The organism is Amycolatopsis mediterranei (assembly GCF_026017845.1).
GTDB classification, from domain to species: domain Bacteria; phylum Actinomycetota; class Actinomycetes; order Mycobacteriales; family Pseudonocardiaceae; genus Amycolatopsis; species Amycolatopsis mediterranei.
This window is the reverse complement of sequence record NZ_CP100416.1, coordinates 40,515-63,153: the sequence shown is the minus strand read 5'-3', so window position 1 is coordinate 63,153 and position 22,639 is coordinate 40,515. Positions and strand designations below refer to the sequence as shown.

The window sequence follows — 22,639 nt, the reverse complement described above, 5'->3', positions numbered from 1 at the left end:
TCCGGCGCAACCACGGCAAAATCCACAGTGGACGCGACCCGCTGAGCTGCGGATGTCCGCCGTCACCCACCCGGCGGTGACTTACGCCGCAGCGGTCCCGCGCGCCCGGGACTAAAGTTACCCACCAGTCACTTAGCCCCCCGCCGTGGAGGACCGATGCGCTCCCCGAAGGACTTCTTCGCCCCGCTCGCCCTGGGCGCGCCCGCGCCCGTGCGGGAGATCCCGGTGACGCCGTCCCGGATGATCCACTTCTTCGACCCGGGCAACGAGAAGATGGCGGCGAAGGTGCCGGACATCGCGAAGAAGGTCGACGTCCTGCTCGGGAACCTCGAGGACGCCGTCCGCGCCGACCGCAAGGAGGCCGCGCGCGCCGGCCTGGTCGCGATCGCCAAGGCGAACGACTTCGGGAAGACGCAGCTGTGGACGCGCGTCAACAGCCTGGACTCGCCGTGGGTGCTCGACGACCTGATCACGCTCGTCACCGAGATCGGCGACAAGCTCGACGTCATCATGGTGCCGAAGGTCGAGGGTGCGCAGGACATCCACTACGTCGACCGGCTGCTGGCCCAGCTCGAGGCGCGCGCCGGGCTGACGAAACCGCTGCTGGTGCACGCCATCCTCGAGACGGCGAGCGGCGTGGCCAATGTGGAGGAGATCGCCGGCGCGAGCCCGCGCATGCAGGGCATCTCGCTCGGCCCGGCCGACCTGGCGGCCAGCCGCCGGATGAAGACGACCCGCGTCGGCGGCGGCCACCCCGGCTACCTGGTGCGGACCGACCCGACCGGCGACGACTTGAACGAAGGCCGGACGACCTACCAGCAGGACCTCTGGCACTACACGGTGGCGCGGATGGTCGACGCGTGCGCGATGCACGGGATCCTGCCGTACTACGGGCCGTTCGGGGACATCCGCGACGTCGTCGCCTGCGAGGACCAGTTCCGCAACGCGTTCCTGCTCGGCTGCGTCGGCGCGTGGAGCCTGCACCCGGTGCAGATCGACATCGCGAAGAAGGTGTTCTCGCCGTCGCCGTCCGATGTGGCCTGGGCGCGCCGGGTGATCGCCGAGATGGGTGACGGCACGGGCGCGGTGATGATCGACGGGAAGATGCAGGACGACGCGTCGGTGAAGCAGTGCCGCGTGGTCGCCGAACTGGCCGACGCCCTCGCGGCGGACGACCCCGAACTCGCGGCGGCCTACGAGGCCGCCACCAAGGAGGCCCTCGGATGACCGAGCTGAAGCCGAGACGCTCTGTTCTTTACCTGCCCGGCGCGAACGAGCGGGCGTTGGAGAAGGCCAAGACCATCCCGGCGGACGCGCTGATCCTCGACCTCGAGGACGCTGTCTCTCCCGACGCCAAGGAAGCCGCGCGGGAACGCGTGTGCGCGGCGGCTTCTTCGGGCGACTACGGCGAGCGCGAAGTGACCATCCGGGTCAACGGCCTCGACACCGAGTGGCACGACGCCGACCTGCGCGCGGCCGCCTCGGCCGGGCCGGCCGCGGTGGTCGTGCCGAAGGTGAACTCCGCCGCCGAGGTGCACAACATCGAGCGCGCGCTGGAGCTGGGCGGGGCGCCGGAGCACACGAAGATCTGGGCAATGGTCGAGACGCCGGTCGCGATGCTGCACGCCGAGGAGATCGCGGCGGCGTCCGAGCGGCTGACCGTGCTGGTGATGGGCACGAACGACCTGGCCAAGGAGCTGCACGCGGAGTTCGTGCCGGGCCGCGGCCCGCTGCTCGGCGGGCTCTCGCTGTGCCTGCTGGCCGCCCGGGCGACCGGCAAGGTGATCCTCGACGGCGTCTACAACGACGTGAAGGACCTCGAAGGTTTCGAGGCCGAGTGCGAGCAGGGCCGCCAGTACGGCTTCGACGGCAAGACGCTGATCCACCCGGCGCAAGTCGAGCCGTGCAACCGGATCTTCGCCCCTTCGGAGGAGGAGGTCGACCGCTCGCGGCGGATCATCGAGGCCTTCGAGGAAGCGCAGAAGGAAGGCCGCGGAGTGGTGACCGTGGACGGCCGGATGATCGAGAACCTGCACGTCGACACCGCGCGGCGGGTGCTGGCGCTGGCCGAGGCCGTCAAGAGCTGAACCCCGGTGGCCGGGCTCGCGGCCCGGCCACCGGTGCGGTTCACTTCGGCAGGTCGTCCGTCCACTCGGCACTGACCTGGGCACCGGCCTCGGCGCCCTGCGCACCGGAGACCACGTAGACGGCGCCGTCCGCGGTCACGTACATCGACGTGCGGTTGATGCGGCCGGTGGACGGGTCGACGACCAAGCGGTAGTTGCCGGGCAGCATGAAGCCGCGGCCACCCGGGACGGCGCCGAGGTCCTGGACGCCGGGGTACGCCGCGATCGCGCGGAAGGCCGCCGCGCGCACGGCGGGTGGGGCCGGCAGCGTCGACACCAGCGAAACCATGGACAGCAGCAACTCCCGCTCCCGGTCATCCGCGGTCAGCGGGCCCGCACTCGTCCGCGCGCCGCTGTGCGCGATCGCGTTCACGAGCCAGTCCCGCAGCGCCGCCGGGTCGATGGGCAGGGTCCGGAGCTGCTCGAAGGTCACCGTGGTGCCGGCCAGCCGCAACGGGGACGACCCCAGTGCCATGAGCCGGCCACTGGACTTCGCGCCGCGGAACCACAGGTGGCCGTCGGCAGAGAACCAGTACTCGTAGACCTGCTTGTCCGAGGCGGTCCTGACGTGCCAGTACTTGCCGGTGTCCGCCGGGGCGTGCTCGGCCACCGTGGCCGCCGCCAGCAGGACCTGCGTGCCGGTGACGACCGGGGCCACGGCCTGGGGCTGCGGCGCGGGAACCGGAGTGGGCGCCGGGGCGCCGGGCAGGGTCGCCACCACGACGGCGGCCGCGGCCGCCGTCGTCACGAGACCGGCACCGAGCGCCAGCGGACGCACCCGGCGGCGGGGGCCGGTGAGCATCCGGTTCTGCAGCCGGTGCCGGCTCCGGTCCACGACGTCCTGGGCCGGGTCGCCCGGTACCAGCGCGGCCCGCAGGGTCTGCAGGTCATTCATCGGAAGCCTCCTGGGAAAGAACGGGGTTGAGCTTCTTGCGGGCGCGGTTCAGCCGGGAGCCGACGGTGCCCGGGGAGATGCCGAGCGCCTCGGCCACCTCCGCGTAGCCGAGCTCGCCGAGGGCGACGAGCAGCAGGACGTCGCGTTCCCCGGTGGAAAGCCGGGACAACGCCTTCCCCACCCGCGCGGCCACGACCGCGTCGACGACGCGGTTTTCGTGCCCTTCGGTGGTTTCGCGCGGGTCGAGCCGCGAGAGCGCGCGGTAGTGGCGGGCCTCCTTGCGACGGTGCCGGGAGACCAGGTTCGTCGCGATGCCGAACAGCCAGGCCCGCATGTCACCGCGACTGGCGTCGAACGTCTTCCGGCGGTCGAAGGCGACGAGGAACGTCTCGGCGGCGACGTCCTCCGCGGCCTGGGCACCGAGGCGGCCGGCGACGTACCGGTAGATGTCCGCGAAGTGGCGATCGTGCACTTCCGTGAAGTGCTCGCTGTCCAGCACCGGGGCCGCCGTCATGGGGCTGCCTCTGTCATGGGGTTCCCTAAGGTTGGTGTTGTTCGGGGTTGATGCCCCGGATGCCCAGGGCGATGGGGTGTGGCTGATGGCGTTTCTGCCCACGGTGGCTCGGAAGGAATGGCCGCCCCGTCGCTCTGGACGCCCTGGCCACTGATTCAGATCTGCTGCGGACCGTCGCTGTTTAGGGACCTGCTGGCGGGGTTGTCCACGGGGTTGACCAGCGACAACAGGAGAGAGAGCGTGAAAGTTCGGCCGCTGGTGTGGGTCGGTATCGATGTCGGCAAAGCCCACCATCACGCCTGCGTGATGGATCCGGCCGGCACAGTGGTGTTCTCGCAGAAGGTCGCCAACGACCAGGCCGCGATCGAACAGCTCGTCGCCCGCGCCGGCCAAGCCGCCGGCGAGGTGCGGTGGGCGATCGATTTGACCAGCAACGCCGCCGCGCTGCTGATCGCCGTCCTGATCGCATCCGGGCAGCAGGTGGTCTACGTGCCCGGGCGGGTCGTCAACCGGATGACCGGGGTGTTCCGCGGCGAAGCGAAGTCCGATGCCAAAGACGCCCGGGTGATCGCCGAAACCGCCCGCATGCGCACCGATCTGACGCCGGTGACCGCCACCGATGACCTGGTCATCGAGCTGACCCGCCTCTCGGCCCATCGCGAGGACCTGATGGCCGACTGGGTCCGCGGGGTCAACCGGCTGCGTGACCTGCTGACCGGCATCTTCCCCGCACTGGAACGCGCCTTCGACTACTCCACCCGCAGCGCCCTGATCCTGATCACCGGTTTCCAGACCCCGCAGGCGATCCGCGAGGCCGGCGAAACCGGTGTGGCCGGCTACCTGCGCGAACACGGCGCCTGGGCCAAGGGCATCCCCGGCATGACCGCCGATGCCCTGGCCGCCGCGCACGCGCAAACCGTGCAGCTGCCCGGCGAAGCCACCACCGCGACGCTCATCGCCGGCCTGGCCCGCCAGCTGCTCGCCCTGGACCGGCAGATCAAGAACACCGACAAACTGCTCACCAGCCAGTTCCGGCAACACCCGCAGGCCGAGATCATCGAATCGCTGCCCGGCCTCGGCCCGATACTGGGCGCGGAGTTCCTCGTGGTCACCGGCGGCAACCTCACCGCATTCGCCACCCCCGGCCGTCTGGCCTCCTACGCCGGACTTGTTCCCGTGCCACAAGATTCCGGCCGCGTCACCGGCAACCTGCGCCGCCCCAAACGCTACAACCGACGCCTGCGCCGAGTGTTCTACATGGCCGCCCTCTCCAGCCTCAAAGCCGGCGGCCCCTCGCGCGCCTTCTACGACCGCAAACGCAGCGAACGGCTCATCCACACCCAAGCCCTGCTCGCCCTCGCCCGCCGACTGGTCGACGTGCTCTGGGCACTGCTGCGAGACAGCCGGACATACACACCGACCGCGCCGCAACCCGCCACCGCGGCCGCTTGACACGATCATTCAGATTCCTTCCCGTCGGCGACAGCTTCACCACCACTTCGCCGCAGGGCCGGAACTTCTTCCCTACCCGATCGGCCAGGGCCGCTGCGGCGGCCGGAGCCCTTCGTAGGCCGCCGCGACACGGAGGACGCCCAGGTCGTCGAAGCGGCGGCCGGCGATCTGGAGGCCGATCGGCCGGCCGTCGTCGGTGTAACCGCAGTTCAGCGACACCGCGGGCTGGCCGGACATGTTGTACGGCACGGTGAACGCGATGTGCTCGAACGGGCGGGCCGGGTCGTTCGTCGGGGACGCCCACTCCGCGGGCGGCGCCGCGACCGGGCAGACCGGGGACAGGACGACGTCGAACGCCGAGGTCGCGCGCAGGGCCGCCACGCTCATCACGTCGATCTGGGCGAAGCCGCGGTAGACGTCCACTCCGGACGCGTCCGCGCCGCCCGCCGCCCAGTCGGCGATGTACGGCAGGACCTTCGCGCGGCGGTCCCGCGGCAGGGCCGCCAGGTCCGACCAGGCCCGCGTGCGCCAGAAGACGTCGAGGCCGTCGAGCATTTCGCGGGTGAGGAACGGCTCGACCGGCTCGACGACGGCGCCCGCGGCTTCGAAGGCACGGGCCGCCGCGGTGACGGCGTCGCGGATCGCCGGGTCCACCGGGAGGCCGGGGCCGGACTCGAGCTGCAGGCCGACGCGCAGGCCGCCCACCGGGAGCGCCGTCGACGACCAGTCGAGCTCCGACGGCGGCAGGCACAGGTGGTCACGCGGGTCCGGGCGTGAGAGCACGCTCATCAGCAACGTCGTGTCGGCGACCGTGCGGGTCATCGGGCCGGCGACGCGGCCGAGGAACGGCGGGTCGACCGGCACGCGACCGAAGCTCGGCTTCAGGCCGGTCAGGCCGCACCAGCCCGCGGGCAGCCGGATCGAGCCGCCGATGTCGGTGCCGACGTGCAGCGGGCCGTACCCCGCGGCGGCCGCGGCGCCGGCGCCCGCGCTGGACCCGCCGGGGGTGGCCGAGAGCTGCCACGGGTTGCGGGCCGTGGTGTGGAAGCTCGACAAGCCGGACGTCAGCATCCCGTAGTCCGGCATGGTCGTCTTGGCCAGCAGGACGGCGCCGGACTCGCGGACCCGCGCGGCCGCCGGCGCGTCCTCGGCGGCCGGAACCAACGCGGTCGCCGCCGTGCCCAGCGGCACCGGCGTGCCGCGGGTCGCGATGTTCTCCTTGAGTGTCAGCGGGACGCCGTCGATCGGGCCCAGTGGTTCATTGGACGCCCAGCGCGCTTCGGACGCCTTCGCGTCGTCGCGAGCACCCGAAGGGTCGTACGCGTACAACGCGTGCAGCTCCGGCTCTCGCTCCTCGATGCGCGTGAGAACGGCTTCGGTCACCTCGACCGGCGAGAGCGTCTTCGCGCGGTACTGCGCGACGAGCTCGACGGCGGTCAGGTCAGGCAGCTCGGTCATGAGCGCTCCTCACGAGGCAGGCGGGTCGAAGCGGCCGTCGACGGCGGTCCAGCCACCGTCCACGGCCAGCACGGAGCCCGTCACGAACGACGAAGCATCCGAAGCGAGGTACACGACGGCGCCGGCGAGCTCCTCCGGACGCGCCCAGCGGCCCAGCGCGCCCTTCGCCGCGTACGCGGCGTACCACTCGGGGTTCGCCTTGATCTGCGCGGTCAGCGGGGTCTCGACGACGCCGGGCGCGATCGCGTTCACCCGGACCCCGGCCGGCCCGAACTCCGCCGCCGCCGTGCGGAACAGCTGGACCAGGCCCGCTTTCGTCGCCGCGTAGGGGCCCTGGCCGGGCTCGACGGTCGTCCCGCGGATCGACGAGAAGCCGATGATGCTCCCCCGCCCGCGCGCAACCATGTCGGCGCCGAAGACGCGCACGACCTCGAAGGTGACGCCGAGGTTCAGCGCGATGACGCGGTCGAACTCCTCGCGCGTGTAGTCGAGCAAGCGTTTGCGGACGTTCGTCGCGGCGGTCAGCACGACGACGTCGAGCGGGCCGAGGTCGCTCGCGGCCTTGTCGACGGCGCCGGGCGCGAGCAGGTCGATCTCGTACGGCTCGCCCACGCCCGCCTCGCGCGCGGCTTCGAGGTCGCGGTCCGCGCACACGACGTCGGCGCCGTGCGCGGCCAGCGCCCGCGCGGCTTCGCGGCCGATGCCGCCCGCGCCGAGCACGACGGCCCGCCGTCCGTCGAGCCGGAACAACGTCGAATAGTTCACGGGCGCAGCACCGCCATCCTCGTCACGGTCAGTTCCTCGACGGCGAACCGCGGCCCTTCGCGGCCGATGCCGGAGTCCTTCACACCGCCGTAGGGCATGGTGTCGGAGCGGAAGCCGGGCACCTCGTTGACCACGACACCGCCGACCTCCAGCTCGTCGAGTGCGCGGAACGCGGTGTGCAACGAGCGGCTGTAAACGCTGGCGTGGAGGCCGTAGCGGGACGCGTTGACCGCGGCGAACGCTTCGTCCACATCGGACACCGTGCGCACGCAGACGACCGGGCCGAAGATCTCTTCGTCCCAGGCCTCGACGCCGTCCGGGACGTCGAGCAGGACGGTCGGCCGCAGCACGGTGCCGTCGACCCCGCCGCCGACCCGGCGAGCGCCCGCCTGCTCGATCCACGCGGCGACGCGGGCGGTGGAAGCCGGGTCGATCAGCGCGGACACCCGGGTCTTCTCGTCCCGCGGATCGCCGACGACGACCTCGTCGAGCCGCCCCACCAGCCGTTCGGTGAACTCCTCGGCGACCGAAGCGACGACCAGGACCCGCTGCACCGAGATGCACGCTTGGCCGGACGCGTAGAAGCCGCCGCGCAGCACGGCGTCCACGGCCGCGTCGAGGTCGGCGTCGGGAGCGACCACGAGCGCCGCGTTCGAACCCAGCTCCAGCAACGTCTTCGTCGGGGCCGCGTCCCGCGCGATCCGGTGGCCGACCGCGGCCGAGCCGGTGAAGGAGACCGCGCCGATCCGGCGGTCGGTCGTCAACGCGGCGCCCACCGCCGCGTCGCCGGTGACCAGCTGGACCATCGCGGCGATCGGGGCGACCGACCGGACCAGGTGCACCAGCCAGAGCGTGGCCAGCGGGGTCTGCGGCGCGGGCTTGACGATCACCGGGCAGCCGGCGGCGATCGCGGGCGCGATCTTGTGCGACGCCAGCAGCAGCGGGTAGTTGAAGCCCGCGATGCCGACGACCACGCCGATCGGCTTGCGCTTCCAGAACCCGACCAGCCCGTCGCCCGAGGGCAGGAGGTCCAGCGGGACGGTCTCGCCATGCAGCCGCGAGACCTCTTCGGCCGCGGCTTCCCAGGTGACGATCGTGCGGGCGACCTCGACGCGGCAGTCGACCAGGGGCTTGCCGGTCTCGAGGACGAGGAGGTTCTCGAACTCCTCGCGGCGAGAGCGGATCGCCGCGGCGACGTCGTTGAGCAGGGACCGCCGGACCCGCGAAGGCAGCGAAGCCACTTCACGGGCTATGGCGACAGCTTCGGATACGGCCCGAGTAGCCAGCTCAGGCGTACCGACGGGCGCGGTCCCGATGACGCTCCCGTCGTAGGGGAAAACGATTTCTTCGGCGTCCACAGTGGACACCCAGCCTCCGCCGATCGGCAGGCCGTCCGGGTACTCAGGCATCCTCACCTCCGCGTAGCCGGGCCAGTTCCGCGCGCAGGTTCGGCGCGGCTTCGAGAAGTTCCCGCGTGTACTCGTGCCGGGGTGCGTCGTAGACCTGCGGCACGTCGCCGAGTTCGACGATCTCGCCGCGGCGCATCACCGCGACCCGGTCGCAGACGTGCCGGACGACGCCGAGGTCGTGGGACACGAAGACCAGCGTCAGCGCGAACTGCTCGACGAGTGAGCCGAGCAGGTCGAGGATCTGGCCGCGCACGGAGACGTCGAGAGCGCTGACCGGCTCGTCGGCGATCAGCACGCTCGGGTTCGGCGCCAGTGCGCGGGCGATCGAGATCCGCTGCCGCTGGCCGCCGGAGAACTGGTGCGGGTAGCGCTGAGCGGCGTCGGCGGGCAACCCGACGGCGGCGAGCAGCTCGGCGACGCGATCGGGCTCGCGGCGGCCGAGCGGCTCGGAGACGATGTCCCGCACGCGCATCCGCGGGTCGAGCGAGCCCATCGGGTCCTGGAAGACGATCTGCAGTTCCGACCGCAGGAAGCCGAGGCGCCGTTCGGGCAGGTTGTCGATGCGCCTGCCCTGGAACGAGACCGTGCCCGCCGTCGGCTTGTCGAGCGCCGCCAGCAGCCGGACCAGCGTGGACTTGCCGGAACCGGACTCTCCCACGATGCCGAACCGCTGCCCGGCCTCGACGTCGAAGCTGACCCCGCGCAGCGCGTGAACATCTCGCCGGGCGTACCGGCGTTCGAGGTCGCGGACTTCGATGACGGTCATCGCCGGGCCTCCAGGTCCGAGGCGTCCAGGAGCTTCCGCGTGTACTCGTGCTTCGGCGACGTCAGCACTTCGCGCGTCGAGCCCGCTTCGACGATCTCGCCGTCCAGCATCACCAACACGCGCTCGCACACCGAAGCGACCACCGCGAGGTCGTGCGTGATGAACAGCAACGCGCTTTCGGCGGGCAACGACGTCTTGATGAGCGAAAGGATCTGGGCCTGCACGGTGACGTCGAGGGCGGTGGTCGGCTCGTCGCAGATCAGCAGCGACGGCTCGTTCGCCAGGGCCATCGCGAGCACGACTCGCTGCCGCTGCCCGCCGGACAGCTGGTGCGGGTACGCGCGGGCGGTGCCCGGCAGGCCCACCGCGGACAGCAGGTCTTCGGCGCGATGACGGCGTCCGCGGAGGCGCCCGGGTTCGGTGACCTGGCGGCCGACGCGCATGGCGGGGTTCAACGCCGTCATTGGCTCCTGGAACACCATGGCCAGCTCGTCGCCGCGCAGCCGGGACAGGTCCTTTTCGGACATTTCCAGCAGCTCGTGGTCGTGCAGGACGACCGAACCGGACGCGGGCAGCTCCTCGGGCAGCAGGCCCATGATCGCCAGGGCCGTCAGCGATTTCCCGGACCCGGACTCGCCGATCAGGCCGACGCGCTCGCCGGCGCCGATCTCGAAGGAGACGTCGCGAACCAGCGTGGAGACGCTGAGGCCGCGCACCGAGAGGGTCATAAGCGGGCCGCCAATCGGGGATCCAGGCGGTCGCGCAGGCCGTCGCCGAGGAGGTTGAAGCCGAGGACGGCGACGGCGATCGCGATGCCCGGCACCAGCGCCAGCCGCGGCTGCACGGTCAGGAGCTCTTGGGATTCCTGCAGCATCCGGCCCCACGACGGCGTCGGCGGCCGCGTGCCGAACCCGAGGAACGACAACGCCGCTTCGGCGAGCACGGCGATCGCGAAGGACACCGAGGCCTGCACGATCAGCAGGCCGGAGATGTTCGGCAGCACGTGCCGCAGCGCGATGTTCAGCCGCGACCGCCCGCCCGCGCGGGCCGCGAGCACGAACTCGGTGCTCATCACCTGCAACGTGCCGGAGCGGGCGATCCGCGCGAACGACGGGATGGTGGCGATGCCGATGGCGACCATCGCGGTCAGCGTGTCCGCCCCGAACACCGCGCCGAACATGATGGCCAGCAGCAGCGCGGGGAACGCGAGCACGAGGTCGTTGACCCGCATGACGAACTCGCCGAGCCACCGCGGGGACATCCCGGCCAGGATGCCCAGCGGCGTCCCGATGACCGCGGCGATCCCGACGGCGACGACCCCGACGTACACGGTCGTCCGGGCGCCGACCATGAGCTGGCTCAGCAGGTCGCGGCCGAACTTGTCGGTGCCGAACCAGTGCGAGCCGGTGAAGCCGAGCAGCCGGTGCGCCGCGTCGACCTTCACCGGGTCGAACGGCGTCCACGCGAACGACAGCAGCGCGGCCAGCACCACCAGGCCGACGAGGATCCCGCCGATCACGAGGTTGCGCATCACGAACCCCGCAATCTCGGGTCGAGCACCGTGTAGAGGAGGTCGACGACGAAGTTGACCAGCAGCACGCCGGCCACCAGGACCAGCACGATCCCCTGCACGGTCAGCAGGTCACGCGCGGAGACGGCGTCCAGCAGCATCGAACCCAGCCCCGGCAGCACGAACACGCGCTCGACGACCACCGCGCCGATCAGCAGGGTCGCCAGCTGCAGGCCGAGCACGGTGACCACCGGGACCGACGCGTTGCGCAAGCCGTGGCGGACCAGCGCCTGTCCCGGCCGCAGCCCCTTCGAGCGCGCGGTGCGCAGGTAGTCCTGGCCGAGCGTGTCGAGCACCGCCGACCGGACATAGCGCGTGAGCACGGCGCCCTGCACCAACCCCAAGGACAGCGCGGGGAGGATCAGCCCGCGGAGGAACTCGCCCGCGTCCTGATCCGGCGGTGTCCATCCGCCCGACGGCAGCCAGCGCAGCTGCACGGCGAAGATCTGCACGAGGATGATCCCGGCGAGGAACGCGGGGATCGCGACGCCGATCTGCGACAGGCCCGAAACGCTCGCGCCGGCCGCCTTCCGGTGCTTGACCGCGGCGAACGTGCCCGCGGGAATCGCGATCACCAGCGCCACCAGCATGCCCGCGCCGACCAGCCACAGCGTCACGCCGAGGCGGTCGAGCAGCTGCGGGCCGATCGCGTCCCGCGTCACGTACGAGCGGCCGAAGTCGCCGTGCAGCACGCCACCGATCCAGTCGAAGTACTGCGTGACCAGCGGGCGGTCGATGCCGAACTCCGCGCGCGTCTTGGCGAGCAGCTCCGGCGTCGCGTTGACGCCGAGCGCGACCTGCGCCGGATCGCCGGGCAGCACGGCCATGAACAGGAACACCACGATCGACGCGACCAGCACGCTGACCACGAAGATCGCCACCCGGCGCAGCACCCTGGCCGTCATCGCGGCGCCAGCCCGGTGAGGTCGAAGGACTCGCTGACCTGGTTCTGGACGAACCCGCCGACCTTGGCCTTCGCCACGATGACGTTGGGGAACAGGAACAGCCAGTCCGCGGCCGCGTCGGTGTTCAGCTGCCGCGCCACCTGCTTCATGTCCGCGACCTGCTGCTCCGGCGTGCCGCTGTCGGCCTCGGCGAGCAGCTGCTGGACGCGCTTGCTGTCGTAACCCCAGTAGTACTTCGGCTTCCCGAACGTCGTGATGTCCCGCGCCTCGACGTGCTGGATGATCGACAGGTCGTAGTCGTGGTCGGTGAACACTTGCTTGAGCCACACCGCCGGGAAGTCGAGCGGCTCGATCGTGGTCCGCACGCCGACGTCGGCGAGCTGCGACTGGACGACCTGCGCCGCCGACACCGCGTACGGCAGGTTCGGGATTCGCAACCGCAGGTTCAGGTTCGTCGCATGCGCTTCCGTCAGCAGCGCTTTCGCCTTCGCGGGATCGAACGGATGGACGTTCGCCAGGTCCTCGTACCAGGGGTCGGTCGGCGGGACCATACTGCCGATCAACGTGCCGCGGCCCGCCCACGCCGTGTCGAGCAGCGCCTTCCGGTCGATCGCGTACGTCAGCGCCTGGCGCACGCGGACGTCGTTCAGGGGCGGCCGGGCGTTGTTCATCGCCAGCGTGACTTCGGAGTTCGAGGTGCCCTGGACGACCTGGAACCGGTCGTCGGCCTGGAACTGCGGGATCGAGTCGGGCGCGGTGATCGCGGAGATGACGTCGATGCCGTTGCTGAACAACGCGTTGTTCAGCGCGGTCGGGTCCTTGATGTACTTGAGGACGACCGTGCCGTACGCCGGTTTCCGGCCCCAGTAGGCCGGATTCGCCTTCAGCACCACGGAGTCGCCGCGCTTGCGCGCCGCCACGACGTACGGCCCGGTACCGACCGGCTTGTTCGCCAGGTCGGCGATTCCGGTGGGGCTGAACATCGCGCCGAGCCGGCTGGTGAGGCTGAACAGCCAGCCGTTGGACGGCTTCGAGAGGACAACCCGCGCGTGGTCCGGCGCCTCGACGTCGACGTGGTCGATGACGTCCATGTTCGCCTTGATCGAGATCGTCCAGTCGGTCTTCACCCGCAGGAGCGAGAACTTGACGTCCTCGGCGGTGAAGGGGGCGCCGTTGCTGAACTTGACGCCCTGCTGGAGCTGGAAGTCGTAGGTCTTCCGGTCCGGGCTGATGGTCCACGACTTCGCGAGCAGCGGCACCACACGGCCTTGCGCGTCGAGCCGCACCAGGCCTTCGTAGACGTTGTAGAGCAGCGCCTGCGGAATGGCGGCGCCGTCGGTGCGGGTGAAGTCGAAGTTCGCCGGCTCCGCCGTGAAGCCGACGGAAAGCGTGTTCGGACCTGCGGAAACGCTCGCCGACGAGCCGGCCGAGCAGCCGGACACCGCCAGCAGCAGCACCGCTGCCACCGCAGGAATCCGGGCTTTCATTCGGCCTCCAGGGCTGTAACAACCGGGGCTTCGCCCCGGGCCGGGGGCTCCGCCACCCGGACCCCCGAAAAAGTTAGTACACTGGTCTGACCAGTAGCCTGCACGCGACGGACGTCGAGGTCAAGGGATGCGGTTCGAACCGGTGGCTCCGGTCCGCGCGTACGAGCGGGTCGTCGAGCAGATCGAGCAGGCCGTGGTCAGCGGCGCGCTCAAGCCGGGGGAACGCCTGCCGAGCGAGCGGGAGCTGATGACGCAGTTCGGCGTCGGCCGTTCGACGGTCCGCGAAGCCCTGCGCGTGCTGCAGGCGGCCGAGATGATCCGCTCGCGGCCCGGTGACCCGCGCGGCCCGGAGGTGCTGGCCGCCTCGCCCGCCGCGTTGCACCGCTCGATGCACCGGCTCGCGCGCGCCGACCACGTCGGGCTCGCCGAGCTGCTGCAGTTCCGGATGATCCTCGACGGCTCGGCGCACCTGCTCGCGGCCGGGCTCCGCACCGAAGAGGACCTGACCGGCCTCGACGCGGCCCTGGAGTCGATGCGTGAAGGCGTCTCGCGCGGCTATGCCGAGTTCAGCCGCGCCGACGTCGCCTTCCACGAGGTGATCGCGCGCATCTCCCGCAACCCGCTGCTGGTGGTCAGCGAAGAAGTCGTGCGCGGGGTCGTGCTGGAACTGATCGAGGACAAGCTCGAGCACGCCAGCAACCGGACGTCGCTGATGCGCACCTGGCTCGCCCACCACGCCGAGGTGCTCGACGCGATCCGCGCGGCCGACGGCGCCGGCGCGGCACAACTGGCCAAACAGGCGTTGTACGACAACTACGCCGAATACGTCCCCGCCGGGCAACGGCCTCTGCTCACCCCATTGCTGCAGTGACCTCCGGGGCTCCGCCACCCGGAGCCCCCGAAAAGCCGCAGTGACCTCCAGGGCTTCGCCCCGAGCCGGGGGCTCCGCCACCCGGAGCCCCCGAAAAGCCGCAGTCCTAAACTCGGCGAGGTGGACGCGGCGAAACGGAACGGTGTCGGCCTCGCGCTTTCCGGCGGTGGCTATCGGGCGATGCTTTTCCACGCCGGTGCGCTCTGGCGGCTCAACGAACTCGGCTGGCTGCCGAAACTGACCACCGTCTCCAGCGTCTCCGGCGGTTCGATCGCGGCGGGTGTGCTGGCGCACGCGTGGACCAAGCTGTGGTTCGGCGAAGACGGCGTCGCGGAGAACTTCGGCAAGGAGGTCGTGCAGCCGATCCGGAAGCTGGCCCGCACGAACCTCGACGTCCCGGTCACGCTGAAGGCGATGATGATGCCGTGGCGCAGTGCCGGCGAGGAACTCGCGCGCCGCTACGCGAAGCACCTCTTCGGTGACTGCTGCCTCGCCGACCTCGACCCGGCCGGGCCGCACTTCGTGTTCACCGCGACCAGCCTGCAGGACGGCTCGCTGTGGTGGTTCTTCCGGCAGCCGGGCCCGCACGGGCAGATCCCGCTGGCCACCGCGGTCGCGGCGTCGTCGGCGTTCCCGCCGATGCTCTCGCCGGTGGTGATCCCCGATCCGCATCGGGCCGGCCACAAGATCGTTCTCAGCGACGCGGGCGTGTACGACAACCTCGGCCTCGACCCGATCGAAAACCAGCGGGCGACCGTCCTGGTCAGCGACGCGGGCAAGAAGATGAAGCACGAGGACCGGCCGAGGCACAACTGGCCGATGCAGCTGCTGCGCGTGCTGACCGTGATGGACAACCAGGTCCGCGAGCTGCGCACCGGCTCGCTGCTCAAGTCCTATGAGGACAAAACGTACGCCGGGACGTACTGGGCGACCTACAGCGACATCGAACACTTCGAACTGCCGGACGCCCTGCCGGCCCCGGTCGAGCAGACCAGGAAACTCGCCGAGACGAAGACCCGGCTGACCAGGATGTCCGAGTCGACGCAGGACCAGCTGATCAACTGGGGTTACGCGGTCTGCGACGCGGGCATGCGGCGCTGGGTCTGCCCCGGGACCGGGCTCAAGCCGGAGTTCCCGTACCCGGGCTCAGGCGTCGGCTAGGTTCGCGTAGACGACGATGTTGTCTTTGTAGCTGTGCTCGGCGTGGTCGAACGCGCCGCCGCAGGTGATCAGCCGCAGCTCCGGTTTGGCGCTGTTGCCGTAGACGGCGTCGCGGGGGAACGTGTCCTTCGGGACCTGGGTGACGCGGTCGACGACGAACTTCAGCTTCCGGCCGTCGCTGCGGTCGATGTCGACCTCGTCGCCCGGGGCGAGGTCCTTCAGCTTGAAGAAGATGCCCGGCTTCTTGTCGCCGTCGACGTGGCCGAGCACGATCGCCGGGCCGACGTCGCCGGGCACCGGCGAAAGCTTGTACCAGGCCGCCTGCATCGGGGTGCGCACCGACGGGACGGAGATCGAACCGTCCGGCTTCACGGCGACGGCCAGCAGGCTGGACTCGGCACCGATCTTCGGGATCTTCACCGACGTCGGGCGGAGTCCCTTGAACGGCACGGTCACCGGCACCGACGCGGGCGCGGGAGCGGGCGCCGCGGCTTTCGGCGGCTCGGCAGTACCGCACCCGGCCAGGGCCAGCACCAGGGCGAGCGCTGCGCCCGCCCGGCGGACCGTCACCAGGCCGTGCCGCCGAAGCCGGTCTCGACCCCGCCCTTGGGCGCGACCTTGACCTGGGCCTTCGGTGCGGCGTTGCCGGCGGGCGTGGTGCTGGTCGCGGTGGTGCTCGGCACGGCGGTGATCGACGCCGTGGTGATCGGCGCGGTGCTCGACGCCGGGGCGCTGGACGACGTCGTGCTCGTACTGGTGCTCGTCGGGGTGCTCGTGGCCGTCACGGTCGAGGTCGGCGGCTGCTCCTGCTCGAACTCGACGGTGCCGTTGCCCTCGACGCCGCCGCAGGTCCAGCTGAACTTCGCGGTGGTGGTGCCGGCCGGGGCATCGACGACGCGCACGGAGTAGTTCCACAGCCGGCCGTCGGCCTCGTCCTGGTCCGGGCCGCCGGTGACGCTCAGGTACTGGGTCGCGACTTCGCCCGGCCTACCGGCCGCGCAGGCGATGACCAGCACACCCTCGCCGCCGAGGCCGACGAAGCCGTGCCCGGTGTTGTCCTGGTAGTCGTCCTTCGGCGGTTCGCTCTCCGCGGAGGTCGACGTGGTCGTCCCGGGCGTGGTGGTCTTGGTGACCTCGCGCGTCGGGTTCGGCGCGGTGGTCCCGGTGGTCGTGACCGAGGTCGACGGTGTGGTGGTCGCCGAGGTCGGCGGGGCTGTCGTCGTGGTCTCGGACGTGGTCTCCGTCGTCGCCGGCGTGGTGGGAGTCTCCGACGTCGTCTGCGCCAGCGCCGCGGGCGCGGCGGCGAAGGTGATCAGCGCACCGGCGGACACGATCCCCGCGAACCGGCTCAACGTTCTACCCACGGCGACTCCCAACGGCGGATGACCTACGACGTCGCGACTATCGGCCGTTCACCCGTCTGCGTTACTCCGGGAGGGCGAACGCCAGGTCGTCCCACAGGTCCTCCGGGTCCTCCAGGCCGACGCTGAACCGGATCAGCCCGGCCGGGACGCGCTCTTCGCCCGCCAGCCACGCCCGCCGCTCGACCAGGCTCTCGACACCGCCGAGGCTGGTCGCCGACCGGATCAGCCGGACCGATGCGCAGAACCGGTCCGCCGTCTCGGCATCGGCCAGGTCGAAGGAGACCATCATCCCGAAGCCCGGGTAGCGCACCCGCCGCACCGCGGGGTGCCCGGCGAGCCGCTCCGCCAGCAGCGCGGCGGTGCGGGACTGCTCCGCGAGCCGGACGGGCATGGTCCGCAGCCCGCGCAGGGCGAGCCAGGCTTCGAGGGCGCCCGGCGTCGCCCCGACCCGCGTCCGCGCGCCCCGCAGCTCGGCCGCGACGGCCGGGTCCTTGGCCACGGTGATGCCCAGCAGCAGGTCGCTGTGCCCGCCGATGAGCTTGGTCGCGCTGTGCACGACGACGTCGGCGCCCAGCTCGAGCGGGCGCTGCTGCAACGGCGTCGCGAAGGTGTTGTCGACGACGACCCGGCCGCGCGCCGCGGCGGCGATCGGCTCGATGGCCATCACGTCGAGGGTCGGGTTGGTCGGCGACTCGAGCCAGACCAGGTCGGACGTCGCCGCCTCGGCCACCCACGCCTCGGTGTCCGTCGGCTCCAGCTCGGTGACGGCGAGCTTGCCGAGCTTCTGCGCGTGGGCCAGCACCCCGCGCGTGACGGCGTAGCTGAACGTCGGGACGGCGACCCGCGACCCGACCGGCAGCAGGTCCAGCACCGCCGACAGGGTGGCGACCCCGGAGGCGAACGCCGTCGCGTGGCCGCCTTCCAATGCGCCGACGGCTTCCTCGAGCGCGTGCCAGGTCGGCGTCCCGTCGCCGCGCGCGTACGCGAAATCGCCACCGGCCTGGTAGGTGCTGGTGGCGACGAGCGGGGTGTTCAACGGCTCGCCGGGACCGTGCGGCCGGCCGGCGGCGATGGCCTTGGTGCGGGGCGTCCAGTCGTCCATCCGCCCACGATAAGGGGAGGCAGGGGCACTCACGCGTCCGCGAGTGCCCCTGCCGGGATCAGTGCGCGTACACCTCGAACTCGTAGAGCGAGTAGCCGTACTTGGTGCCGCGTTGCACGCCCTGCAGCTTGACGAACCGGGCCGGGGTGGCGTCGAACGCGAGATTGTCCTGACCGCCGTCGCCGTCGGTCACCACCGCCGCGTCCGTCCAGTTGACCGCGTCCGGCGAGAGCTGGATCCGGTAGCTCTTGCCGTAGGCGGACTCCCAGTTGAGCATCACCCGCGAAACCTGCTGGACCGAACCGAGGTCGACGGTGATCGCCTGGTCGTCGCTCCAGTCGCTGGCCCAGCGGGTCGAGGCGTTCCCGTCGATCGCGTTGGACGCCGGCGAGTCGTAGAAGCCGGTCTCGGCGCTGGTGGCGCTGACCGTCTTCGCCGCCGCCAGGTTCGCGACGTTGTCCCCGCGGTGCGCGGCGTACTCGACGACCTGCTGGAAGGTCGGGCGGTTCTGCCAGCTGATCTTGTCCTGCGTGATACCGCCGAGCGGGTTCTGGATGATCGAGTCGGCACACCACTGGTCACCGGCCGAGCAGTTCGCGTCACCGGGGTAGACGGTGTTCGCGGCCTGGCCGGCGGCCGTGGTCAGCGAGTCGACGAGCCCCTGGCGGCAGGCGGTGACGTCGCCGCCGCCGCAGAACGTCTGGGCGAGCGGGCCCGCCACCGGCTGGCCGAGCACCTGCCGGATGTCCTTGCTGACGTAACCCCACCAGCCGAACTGGAACGACGAGCCCTTGTGGGGCTGGCCGGTGTGCTGGCCGTTGCCGTTCTGCCAGCCGGACGGGCTTTCGTTGATGCCGAGCACGCCGGTCATCGCGTTGTAGGCGTCGTCACCCATGCCCGGCTTGAACTCGGCCTGGACCAGCAGCGGCCACCAGGCGTCGAAGATGCGGATCGCGTCGGCGTCCGCGTACGCCTTGCTGCCCGGCGAGGTCTCCGTGCGCAGCTGGCCGTGGGAGAGCCACGTCTTGAGCTTCGCCTCGGCGTCGGCCGCCGCACCGGTGGCCGGGGTCTTGTCGAGCACCTGCAGCAGCAGCGGCAGCACGCGCTCGGCACGCAGGTCGGCCAGCGCGGCCTCCGACATCGCCTGGGTCAGGTTGACCCGGGTGACCTTGGTGCCGCTGGCGATGAGCTTCTTCACCCGGGAGTCGAGCAGGTCGACGCGGTGCACGGCCGACTTGTCCGCCCCGGCCGCCGCGTAGCCGTTGGCCTGGGCGTTGTTCCAGCTGACGTAGTAGTCCTGGTTGATCGACTGCGGGTGCTGCGACGCCGGCGTGTAGTTCGCGACGTTGCCCGCCGGGTTCCAGCCCACCCAGTCGTGGCCCTGGTCGCCCCACACCGGCATGTTCGGGTCCACATCGGACGGCCGGACCGGGTTGGCCCCGGAGTTGAAGTAGGCGATGTCCTTGGAGTCGGCGTAGAACCAGTTGAACGTGAAGTTGATGTCCTGCGCGGCCCGCTGGAAGTCCGCCGCGGACTTGACGAAGGTCGGGTCGTTCAGCTCCTGGAAGCCGATCAGCGAGTCGACTTCGTGGAAGTAGGACGATCGCAGCGCCGTGTACGCCACCGGCTTGCCGCCGACGGTCGCCCGGCTCTGCACCGGCCCGTACCTGGTCCGGTAGCTGCGCAGCGTGTACGAGCCCGCCGCGGTCCCGTCGGCCACGGTCGGCTTCCAGGCGTTCTTGACCTCCACGGTGTCCATCGGGACGCACTTGCCCTGGTAGGTGTAGTAGTTCGAGTCCTTCGTCGGCGCGTTGCCGCTCGGGTCGCACAGCTGCAGCGCGTAGGTGTCGATGATGTCCTGCGCGGACGTCGTCGCGCTCCACGAGTAGTCCTGGCCGCGGCCGAGGAGCACGTAGAGGCTCAAGCCCGCGAACGCCGCACCGCGCGCGCTGATGCCCGGCCCCTGCAGTTCCTGCAGCATCAGCAGCTGCGGGGCGAAGTAGCCGGTCTGCGGGCCGAACACCGCGACCGGGTGGCCGCTGGCGGTCTTGGCACCGGAGACGAGCAGCGCGTTGGACATGCCGTGCTTCTCGCTCAGCATGTTCCCCGGCAGCACGCCGTTCTCGAAGATGCCGCGGGCGGGCTCCTGCTCGGCGGGCGCGGCGACGTCCACAGTGGACGGCGTCGCGGTGGACGCCGAGCCGGTCTTGTCGAACACCACGGGCTGCGGCGTCACCGAGTTCTTGTCCGGCATGGCCTGCCCGGCCGCGTTGGCCGGCGTCTTGCCGTACGGGAAGGTCTGGCCGTCGTGGAGCGTCTTGACGGCTTCGGGGTCGTCCTCGGCGCGCAGGCTCCGCCACACCTTCTCGCCCTGGACGACGCCGTACTTCTCCTGCATCGCGAGCTTCGCGATGGCGTTCTGCACCTCGCCGCCGCCGCCCGCGCCGAACTCGGCGCCGACCAGCGAGGCGAGCGCGACCAGGTCGGTCAGCTTGAACGGGTCGATCGACCCGGCGTTGGTGATCGAGTCGACGTGCCCGGTCAGCACGTACTCGCCCGGGAAGTACCGGCCGTTGTACGCATCGCTGATGTACTTGTTGATGCCGTCCACGTAGGCCTGCGCATCGGCGAGGCCCTGTGCGCCACGTGGGCCGCTGGCCGCGGTGCGGTCGATCTGCGCCTGCAGCTCGGCTTCGGTGTACGGCGCGTTCGAGAAGAACTGCTGCTCGAGCTCGCGGTTGGAGGCGGCGCCACCGGCGAACGGCGAAAGCTGGCCGCGGGCGGCGTGCCGCAGCACGTCCATCAGCCACAGCCGGTCCTGGCCGGCCGCGTAGCCGGCGCCGAACTCGGTGCCGGCTCGGGTGGTCCCGGTGATGTGCGGGACGCCGAGGGCCTTGTCCCGCACGATCGTGACGTCCGCCCGTGGCTTCGTCGTGCTCGCCACTTGGTCGGCCGGGACGCCGAACGAGGAGTCGTTGAAGTACTGGTTGATCGCGCTGGTGGTCAGCGTCTTGTAGCCGCCCGCCAGCGAGGAGTACTTCCCGAGCTGGTCGGCCGAGTGCGCCGGGCGGGTGCCGAGCAGCTTGTGCGCCAGGATCTCCGCGAGGGTGGCGCTGCCCTGCTCGCCGGGCGGCAGGATGTCGCTGCACTGCCCCCCGCAGTAGTCGTCGGGCGACACGGCCGCCTGCGCGGCCGGCGCGGTGACGGCGACTTGGGTGAGCCCGGCCACGAGGGCCCCCAGTGCCGTTACGGTCAGGGCGCGGATGCGACGTCGCATGCCGGGCTCCCCTCAGTTCAGAAGAGTGACGAAGCGCACGTTACCCAGCAGTAGGTCAAGTGTGAAGACTTTTCGCGTTTTTCCCCTCCTTGGGCGTAGTCCGTTCGGCGCAGCCGCCGGGACATCGGTACCGTGAGCCCCATGACCTTGGAAAAGCCCCTCATCGACCGCCCGGACGGACCCCCGCCGGCCGAACTCGAGATCACCGACATCACCGTCGGTGACGGCGCGGAGGCCACGGCGGGCAAGTCCGTCACCGTGCACTACGTCGGCGTCTCGCACTCGACCGGCGAAGAGTTCGACGCGTCCTGGAACCGCGGCGAGCCGCTGCGCTTCGGCCTCGGTGCCGGCCAGGTCATCTCCGGCTGGGACCAGGGTGTCGCGGGGATGAAGATCGGCGGCCGCCGCAAGCTGGTGATCCCGCCGCACCTGGCCTACGGCGACCGCGGCGCGGGCGGCGTGATCAAGCCCGGCGAGACGCTCGTCTTCGTCGTCGACCTGGTCGGCGTCAACTAGCTTCCACACATTTCCGGCAAACCGGCCCCGGCGCGACTGCGCCGGGGCCGGTTTTTGCTCCAAGCAGCGCCTTTCGGACCCCCGGGCCGTCGCTACGCTCGCAAGTGATCACCGGCAACCACCGCCGGTGCGCGACAAGGGGGATCCACCGATGCGCGTTCGCGCTGTGCTTTCCGCTGCCCTTTTGACGTTGGCCGCCGGGCTCGCCACCGCGCCGGCGGCTTCGGCCGTGGCCAACGGCGCCGACGTTCCGGCGGGCCAGTTCGGCTTCGCCGCGAAACTCACCATGACGGACATCCCGAAGCCCAACGGCACGAAGTACACCAGCGCGTGCTCCGGCGCGCTGATCGCCGCGCAGTGGATCATCACCGCCGGCCACTGCTTCCACGACGCCAACCGCAACCGCGTCTCCGGGCCGGTGCCGTACCCGACGTCCGTGCTGCTCGGCACGGTCGACCAGAACGCGCCCGGCGTGACGCGCAACGTGGTCACCGTCTACCAGTCGAGCGCCAACGACATCGCGATCGCCACCCTCGACGCGGACGTCACCGGCATCACGCCGCTGACGGTCAACCGGGTCACGCCGTCGGCCGGCCAGCTGCTGACCCTCGCCGGCTGGGGCAGCCTCACCTCGGTCAACCCGGCCCCCTCGACGAAGCTGCAGCAGGGCACCGTGCAGGTCGGCCAGGTCGGCACCGCGACGCTCGGGGTCCTGGGCGTCGCGCCGACGTCGACGACGAGTGCCTGCGTGTACGACTCGGGCGCGCCGTACTTCGTCGCGGGCGGCGACGGCGGGCAGCTGGTGTCGGTCGAGTCGACCGGCCCGGACTGCCCGCACCACCAGCTCGAGACCACGTCCCGCGTGGACGTCGTCGCGGACTGGATCGCTTCGCACACCGGCTGACCCGGCGCCGGGGGGGGGCCCCCGGGGCCCCCCGGTGGGGGCCCCCCCCGCGGTTAACCCCCCGGCGGGGCGGGGCCCCAGCGCGCGCGGGCCCCCC

Annotated in this window: 21 protein-coding genes; 7 read left to right on the top strand and 14 right to left on the bottom strand. The window is 71.1% G+C overall.

Translation table 11 applies throughout. The features are described from left to right. Positions 1-156: 156 nt before the first annotated feature. The gene (locus tag ISP_RS00315) at positions 157-1,227 is read left to right on the top strand and encodes an HpcH/HpaI aldolase/citrate lyase family protein (protein ID WP_013222030.1); all 1,071 of its coding nucleotides are present in this window, start codon (positions 157-159) and stop codon (positions 1,225-1,227) included. Further along, on the top strand, positions 1,224-2,087 hold the full coding sequence (locus tag ISP_RS00310; RefSeq protein ID WP_013222029.1) for an HpcH/HpaI aldolase/citrate lyase family protein: 864 nt from the start codon (positions 1,224-1,226) through the stop codon (positions 2,085-2,087). Before ISP_RS00315 ends, ISP_RS00310 begins: the two co-directional genes overlap by 4 nt. Positions 2,088-2,127: 40 nt before the next feature. On the opposite strand, the gene ISP_RS00305 is transcribed toward ISP_RS00310, so the two are convergent. Both ISP_RS00305 and ISP_RS00300 read right to left on the bottom strand, forming a co-directional pair. Then, on the bottom strand, positions 2,128-3,021 hold the full coding sequence (locus tag ISP_RS00305) for a CU044_5270 family protein (protein ID WP_013222028.1): 894 nt from the start codon (positions 3,019-3,021) through the stop codon (positions 2,128-2,130). After that, entirely contained in the window at positions 3,014-3,535 is a 522-nt protein-coding gene (locus tag ISP_RS00300; protein WP_013222027.1) for an RNA polymerase sigma factor, read from the bottom strand. Before ISP_RS00300 ends, ISP_RS00305 begins: the two co-directional genes overlap by 8 nt. A gap of 240 nt (positions 3,536-3,775) precedes the next feature. Between ISP_RS00300 and ISP_RS00295 the strand changes: the two genes are divergently transcribed. Beyond that, the gene (locus ISP_RS00295) at positions 3,776-4,987 is read left to right on the top strand and encodes an IS110 family RNA-guided transposase (RefSeq protein WP_013222026.1); all 1,212 of its coding nucleotides are present in this window, start codon (positions 3,776-3,778) and stop codon (positions 4,985-4,987) included. A 72-nt stretch (positions 4,988-5,059) separates the two neighbouring features. Here the strand turns inward: ISP_RS00295 and ISP_RS00290 are convergent, their stop codons facing one another. From ISP_RS00290 to ISP_RS00255, 8 genes are read right to left on the bottom strand one after another with little or no spacing between them, the layout of a single operon-like run. Then, positions 5,060-6,445 (bottom strand): amidase, encoded by a 1,386-nt coding sequence (locus ISP_RS00290; protein ID WP_013222025.1) that lies wholly within the window; start codon positions 6,443-6,445, stop codon positions 5,060-5,062. A 9-nt stretch (positions 6,446-6,454) separates the two neighbouring features. Further along, complete coding sequence (locus ISP_RS00285) at positions 6,455-7,210, bottom strand: SDR family NAD(P)-dependent oxidoreductase (protein WP_013222024.1); 756 nt, start codon at positions 7,208-7,210, stop codon at positions 6,455-6,457. Continuing rightward, positions 7,207-8,619, bottom strand: a complete 1,413-nt coding sequence (locus ISP_RS00280) for an aldehyde dehydrogenase family protein (RefSeq protein WP_034284833.1) — start codon at positions 8,617-8,619, stop codon at positions 7,207-7,209. Before ISP_RS00280 ends, ISP_RS00285 begins: the two co-directional genes overlap by 4 nt. Next, positions 8,612-9,385, bottom strand: coding sequence for an ABC transporter ATP-binding protein (locus tag ISP_RS00275; protein ID WP_013222022.1), 774 nt, complete (start codon positions 9,383-9,385; stop codon positions 8,612-8,614). Before ISP_RS00275 ends, ISP_RS00280 begins: the two co-directional genes overlap by 8 nt. Beyond that, entirely contained in the window at positions 9,382-10,113 is a 732-nt protein-coding gene (locus ISP_RS00270) for an ABC transporter ATP-binding protein (protein ID WP_013222021.1), read from the bottom strand. Before ISP_RS00270 ends, ISP_RS00275 begins: the two co-directional genes overlap by 4 nt. After that, positions 10,110-10,916 carry an ABC transporter permease gene (locus ISP_RS00265; protein ID WP_014466499.1) on the bottom strand — a complete coding sequence of 269 codons (807 nt, stop codon included), beginning with the start codon at positions 10,914-10,916 and terminating at the stop codon, positions 10,110-10,112. The genes ISP_RS00270 and ISP_RS00265 overlap by 4 nt, the downstream gene beginning before the upstream one ends. After that, the gene (locus ISP_RS00260) at positions 10,916-11,860 is read right to left on the bottom strand and encodes an ABC transporter permease (RefSeq protein WP_034284829.1); all 945 of its coding nucleotides are present in this window, start codon (positions 11,858-11,860) and stop codon (positions 10,916-10,918) included. Before ISP_RS00260 ends, ISP_RS00265 begins: the two co-directional genes overlap by 1 nt. Then, the gene (locus ISP_RS00255; protein WP_176742127.1) at positions 11,857-13,347 is read right to left on the bottom strand and encodes an ABC transporter substrate-binding protein; all 1,491 of its coding nucleotides are present in this window, start codon (positions 13,345-13,347) and stop codon (positions 11,857-11,859) included. The genes ISP_RS00260 and ISP_RS00255 overlap by 4 nt, the downstream gene beginning before the upstream one ends. Positions 13,348-13,474: 127 nt before the next feature. Between ISP_RS00255 and ISP_RS00250 the strand changes: the two genes are divergently transcribed. Then, the gene (locus tag ISP_RS00250) at positions 13,475-14,218 is read left to right on the top strand and encodes a FadR/GntR family transcriptional regulator (protein WP_013222017.1); all 744 of its coding nucleotides are present in this window, start codon (positions 13,475-13,477) and stop codon (positions 14,216-14,218) included. Between the two features lie 120 nt (positions 14,219-14,338). Then, on the top strand, positions 14,339-15,379 hold the full coding sequence (locus ISP_RS00245) for a patatin-like phospholipase family protein (protein ID WP_014466497.1): 1,041 nt from the start codon (positions 14,339-14,341) through the stop codon (positions 15,377-15,379). Here ISP_RS00245 and ISP_RS00240 read toward each other — a convergent pair. The 4 genes from ISP_RS00240 to ISP_RS00225 all read right to left on the bottom strand — a co-directional run bounded on the left by ISP_RS00240 (position 15,365) and on the right by ISP_RS00225 (position 21,122). Further along, the gene (locus tag ISP_RS00240) at positions 15,365-15,949 is read right to left on the bottom strand and encodes a class F sortase (RefSeq protein WP_013222015.1); all 585 of its coding nucleotides are present in this window, start codon (positions 15,947-15,949) and stop codon (positions 15,365-15,367) included. The two genes, ISP_RS00245 and ISP_RS00240, sit on opposite strands and share 15 nt — an antisense overlap. Further along, a complete protein-coding gene (locus tag ISP_RS00235; RefSeq protein WP_230468669.1) occupies positions 15,946-16,743 on the bottom strand; it encodes a hypothetical protein in 798 nt (265 codons plus the stop codon). Before ISP_RS00235 ends, ISP_RS00240 begins: the two co-directional genes overlap by 4 nt. 61 nt (positions 16,744-16,804) lie before the next feature. Further along, positions 16,805-17,845, bottom strand: a complete 1,041-nt coding sequence (locus ISP_RS00230; protein WP_013222013.1) for a trans-sulfuration enzyme family protein — start codon at positions 17,843-17,845, stop codon at positions 16,805-16,807. Positions 17,846-17,903: 58 nt separating this feature from the next. Next, the gene (locus ISP_RS00225) at positions 17,904-21,122 is read right to left on the bottom strand and encodes a penicillin acylase family protein (protein ID WP_176742126.1); all 3,219 of its coding nucleotides are present in this window, start codon (positions 21,120-21,122) and stop codon (positions 17,904-17,906) included. 141 nt (positions 21,123-21,263) lie between these two features. Between ISP_RS00225 and ISP_RS00220 the strand changes: the two genes are divergently transcribed. Together ISP_RS00220 and ISP_RS00215 are read left to right on the top strand one after the other, a co-directional pair. After that, a complete protein-coding gene (locus ISP_RS00220; RefSeq protein WP_013222011.1) occupies positions 21,264-21,638 on the top strand; it encodes an FKBP-type peptidyl-prolyl cis-trans isomerase in 375 nt (124 codons plus the stop codon). 151 nt (positions 21,639-21,789) lie between these two features. Then, positions 21,790-22,542, top strand: a complete 753-nt coding sequence (locus ISP_RS00215; RefSeq protein WP_013222010.1) for a S1 family peptidase — start codon at positions 21,790-21,792, stop codon at positions 22,540-22,542. Positions 22,543-22,639: the final 97 nt, after the last annotated feature.

What these genes read in the sequence shown, in the direction of transcription:
- ISP_RS00300 (WP_013222027.1), bottom strand. Translation starts at nt 3,535, where the DNA reads ATGACGGCGGCCCCGGTGCTGGACAGCGAGCACTTCACGGAAGTGCAC.
- ISP_RS00230 (WP_013222013.1), bottom strand. Translation starts at nt 17,845, where the DNA reads ATGGACGACTGGACGCCCCGCACCAAGGCCATCGCCGCCGGCCGGCCG.
- ISP_RS00220 (WP_013222011.1), top strand. Translation starts at nt 21,264, where the DNA reads ATGACCTTGGAAAAGCCCCTCATCGACCGCCCGGACGGACCCCCGCCG.
- ISP_RS00215 (WP_013222010.1), top strand. Translation starts at nt 21,790, where the DNA reads ATGCGCGTTCGCGCTGTGCTTTCCGCTGCCCTTTTGACGTTGGCCGCC.
- ISP_RS00280 (WP_034284833.1), bottom strand. Translation starts at nt 8,619, where the DNA reads ATGCCTGAGTACCCGGACGGCCTGCCGATCGGCGGAGGCTGGGTGTCC.
- ISP_RS00310 (WP_013222029.1), top strand. Translation starts at nt 1,224, where the DNA reads ATGACCGAGCTGAAGCCGAGACGCTCTGTTCTTTACCTGCCCGGCGCG.
- ISP_RS00275 (WP_013222022.1), bottom strand. Translation starts at nt 9,385, where the DNA reads ATGACCGTCATCGAAGTCCGCGACCTCGAACGCCGGTACGCCCGGCGA.
- ISP_RS00305 (WP_013222028.1), bottom strand. Translation starts at nt 3,021, where the DNA reads ATGAATGACCTGCAGACCCTGCGGGCCGCGCTGGTACCGGGCGACCCG.
- ISP_RS00290 (WP_013222025.1), bottom strand. Translation starts at nt 6,445, where the DNA reads ATGACCGAGCTGCCTGACCTGACCGCCGTCGAGCTCGTCGCGCAGTAC.
- ISP_RS00260 (WP_034284829.1), bottom strand. Translation starts at nt 11,860, where the DNA reads ATGACGGCCAGGGTGCTGCGCCGGGTGGCGATCTTCGTGGTCAGCGTG.
- ISP_RS00265 (WP_014466499.1), bottom strand. Translation starts at nt 10,916, where the DNA reads ATGCGCAACCTCGTGATCGGCGGGATCCTCGTCGGCCTGGTGGTGCTG.
- ISP_RS00250 (WP_013222017.1), top strand. Translation starts at nt 13,475, where the DNA reads ATGCGGTTCGAACCGGTGGCTCCGGTCCGCGCGTACGAGCGGGTCGTC.
- ISP_RS00270 (WP_013222021.1), bottom strand. Translation starts at nt 10,113, where the DNA reads ATGACCCTCTCGGTGCGCGGCCTCAGCGTCTCCACGCTGGTTCGCGAC.
- ISP_RS00315 (WP_013222030.1), top strand. Translation starts at nt 157, where the DNA reads ATGCGCTCCCCGAAGGACTTCTTCGCCCCGCTCGCCCTGGGCGCGCCC.
- ISP_RS00225 (WP_176742126.1), bottom strand. Translation starts at nt 21,122, where the DNA reads ATGCGACGTCGCATCCGCGCCCTGACCGTAACGGCACTGGGGGCCCTC.
- ISP_RS00255 (WP_176742127.1), bottom strand. Translation starts at nt 13,347, where the DNA reads ATGAAAGCCCGGATTCCTGCGGTGGCAGCGGTGCTGCTGCTGGCGGTG.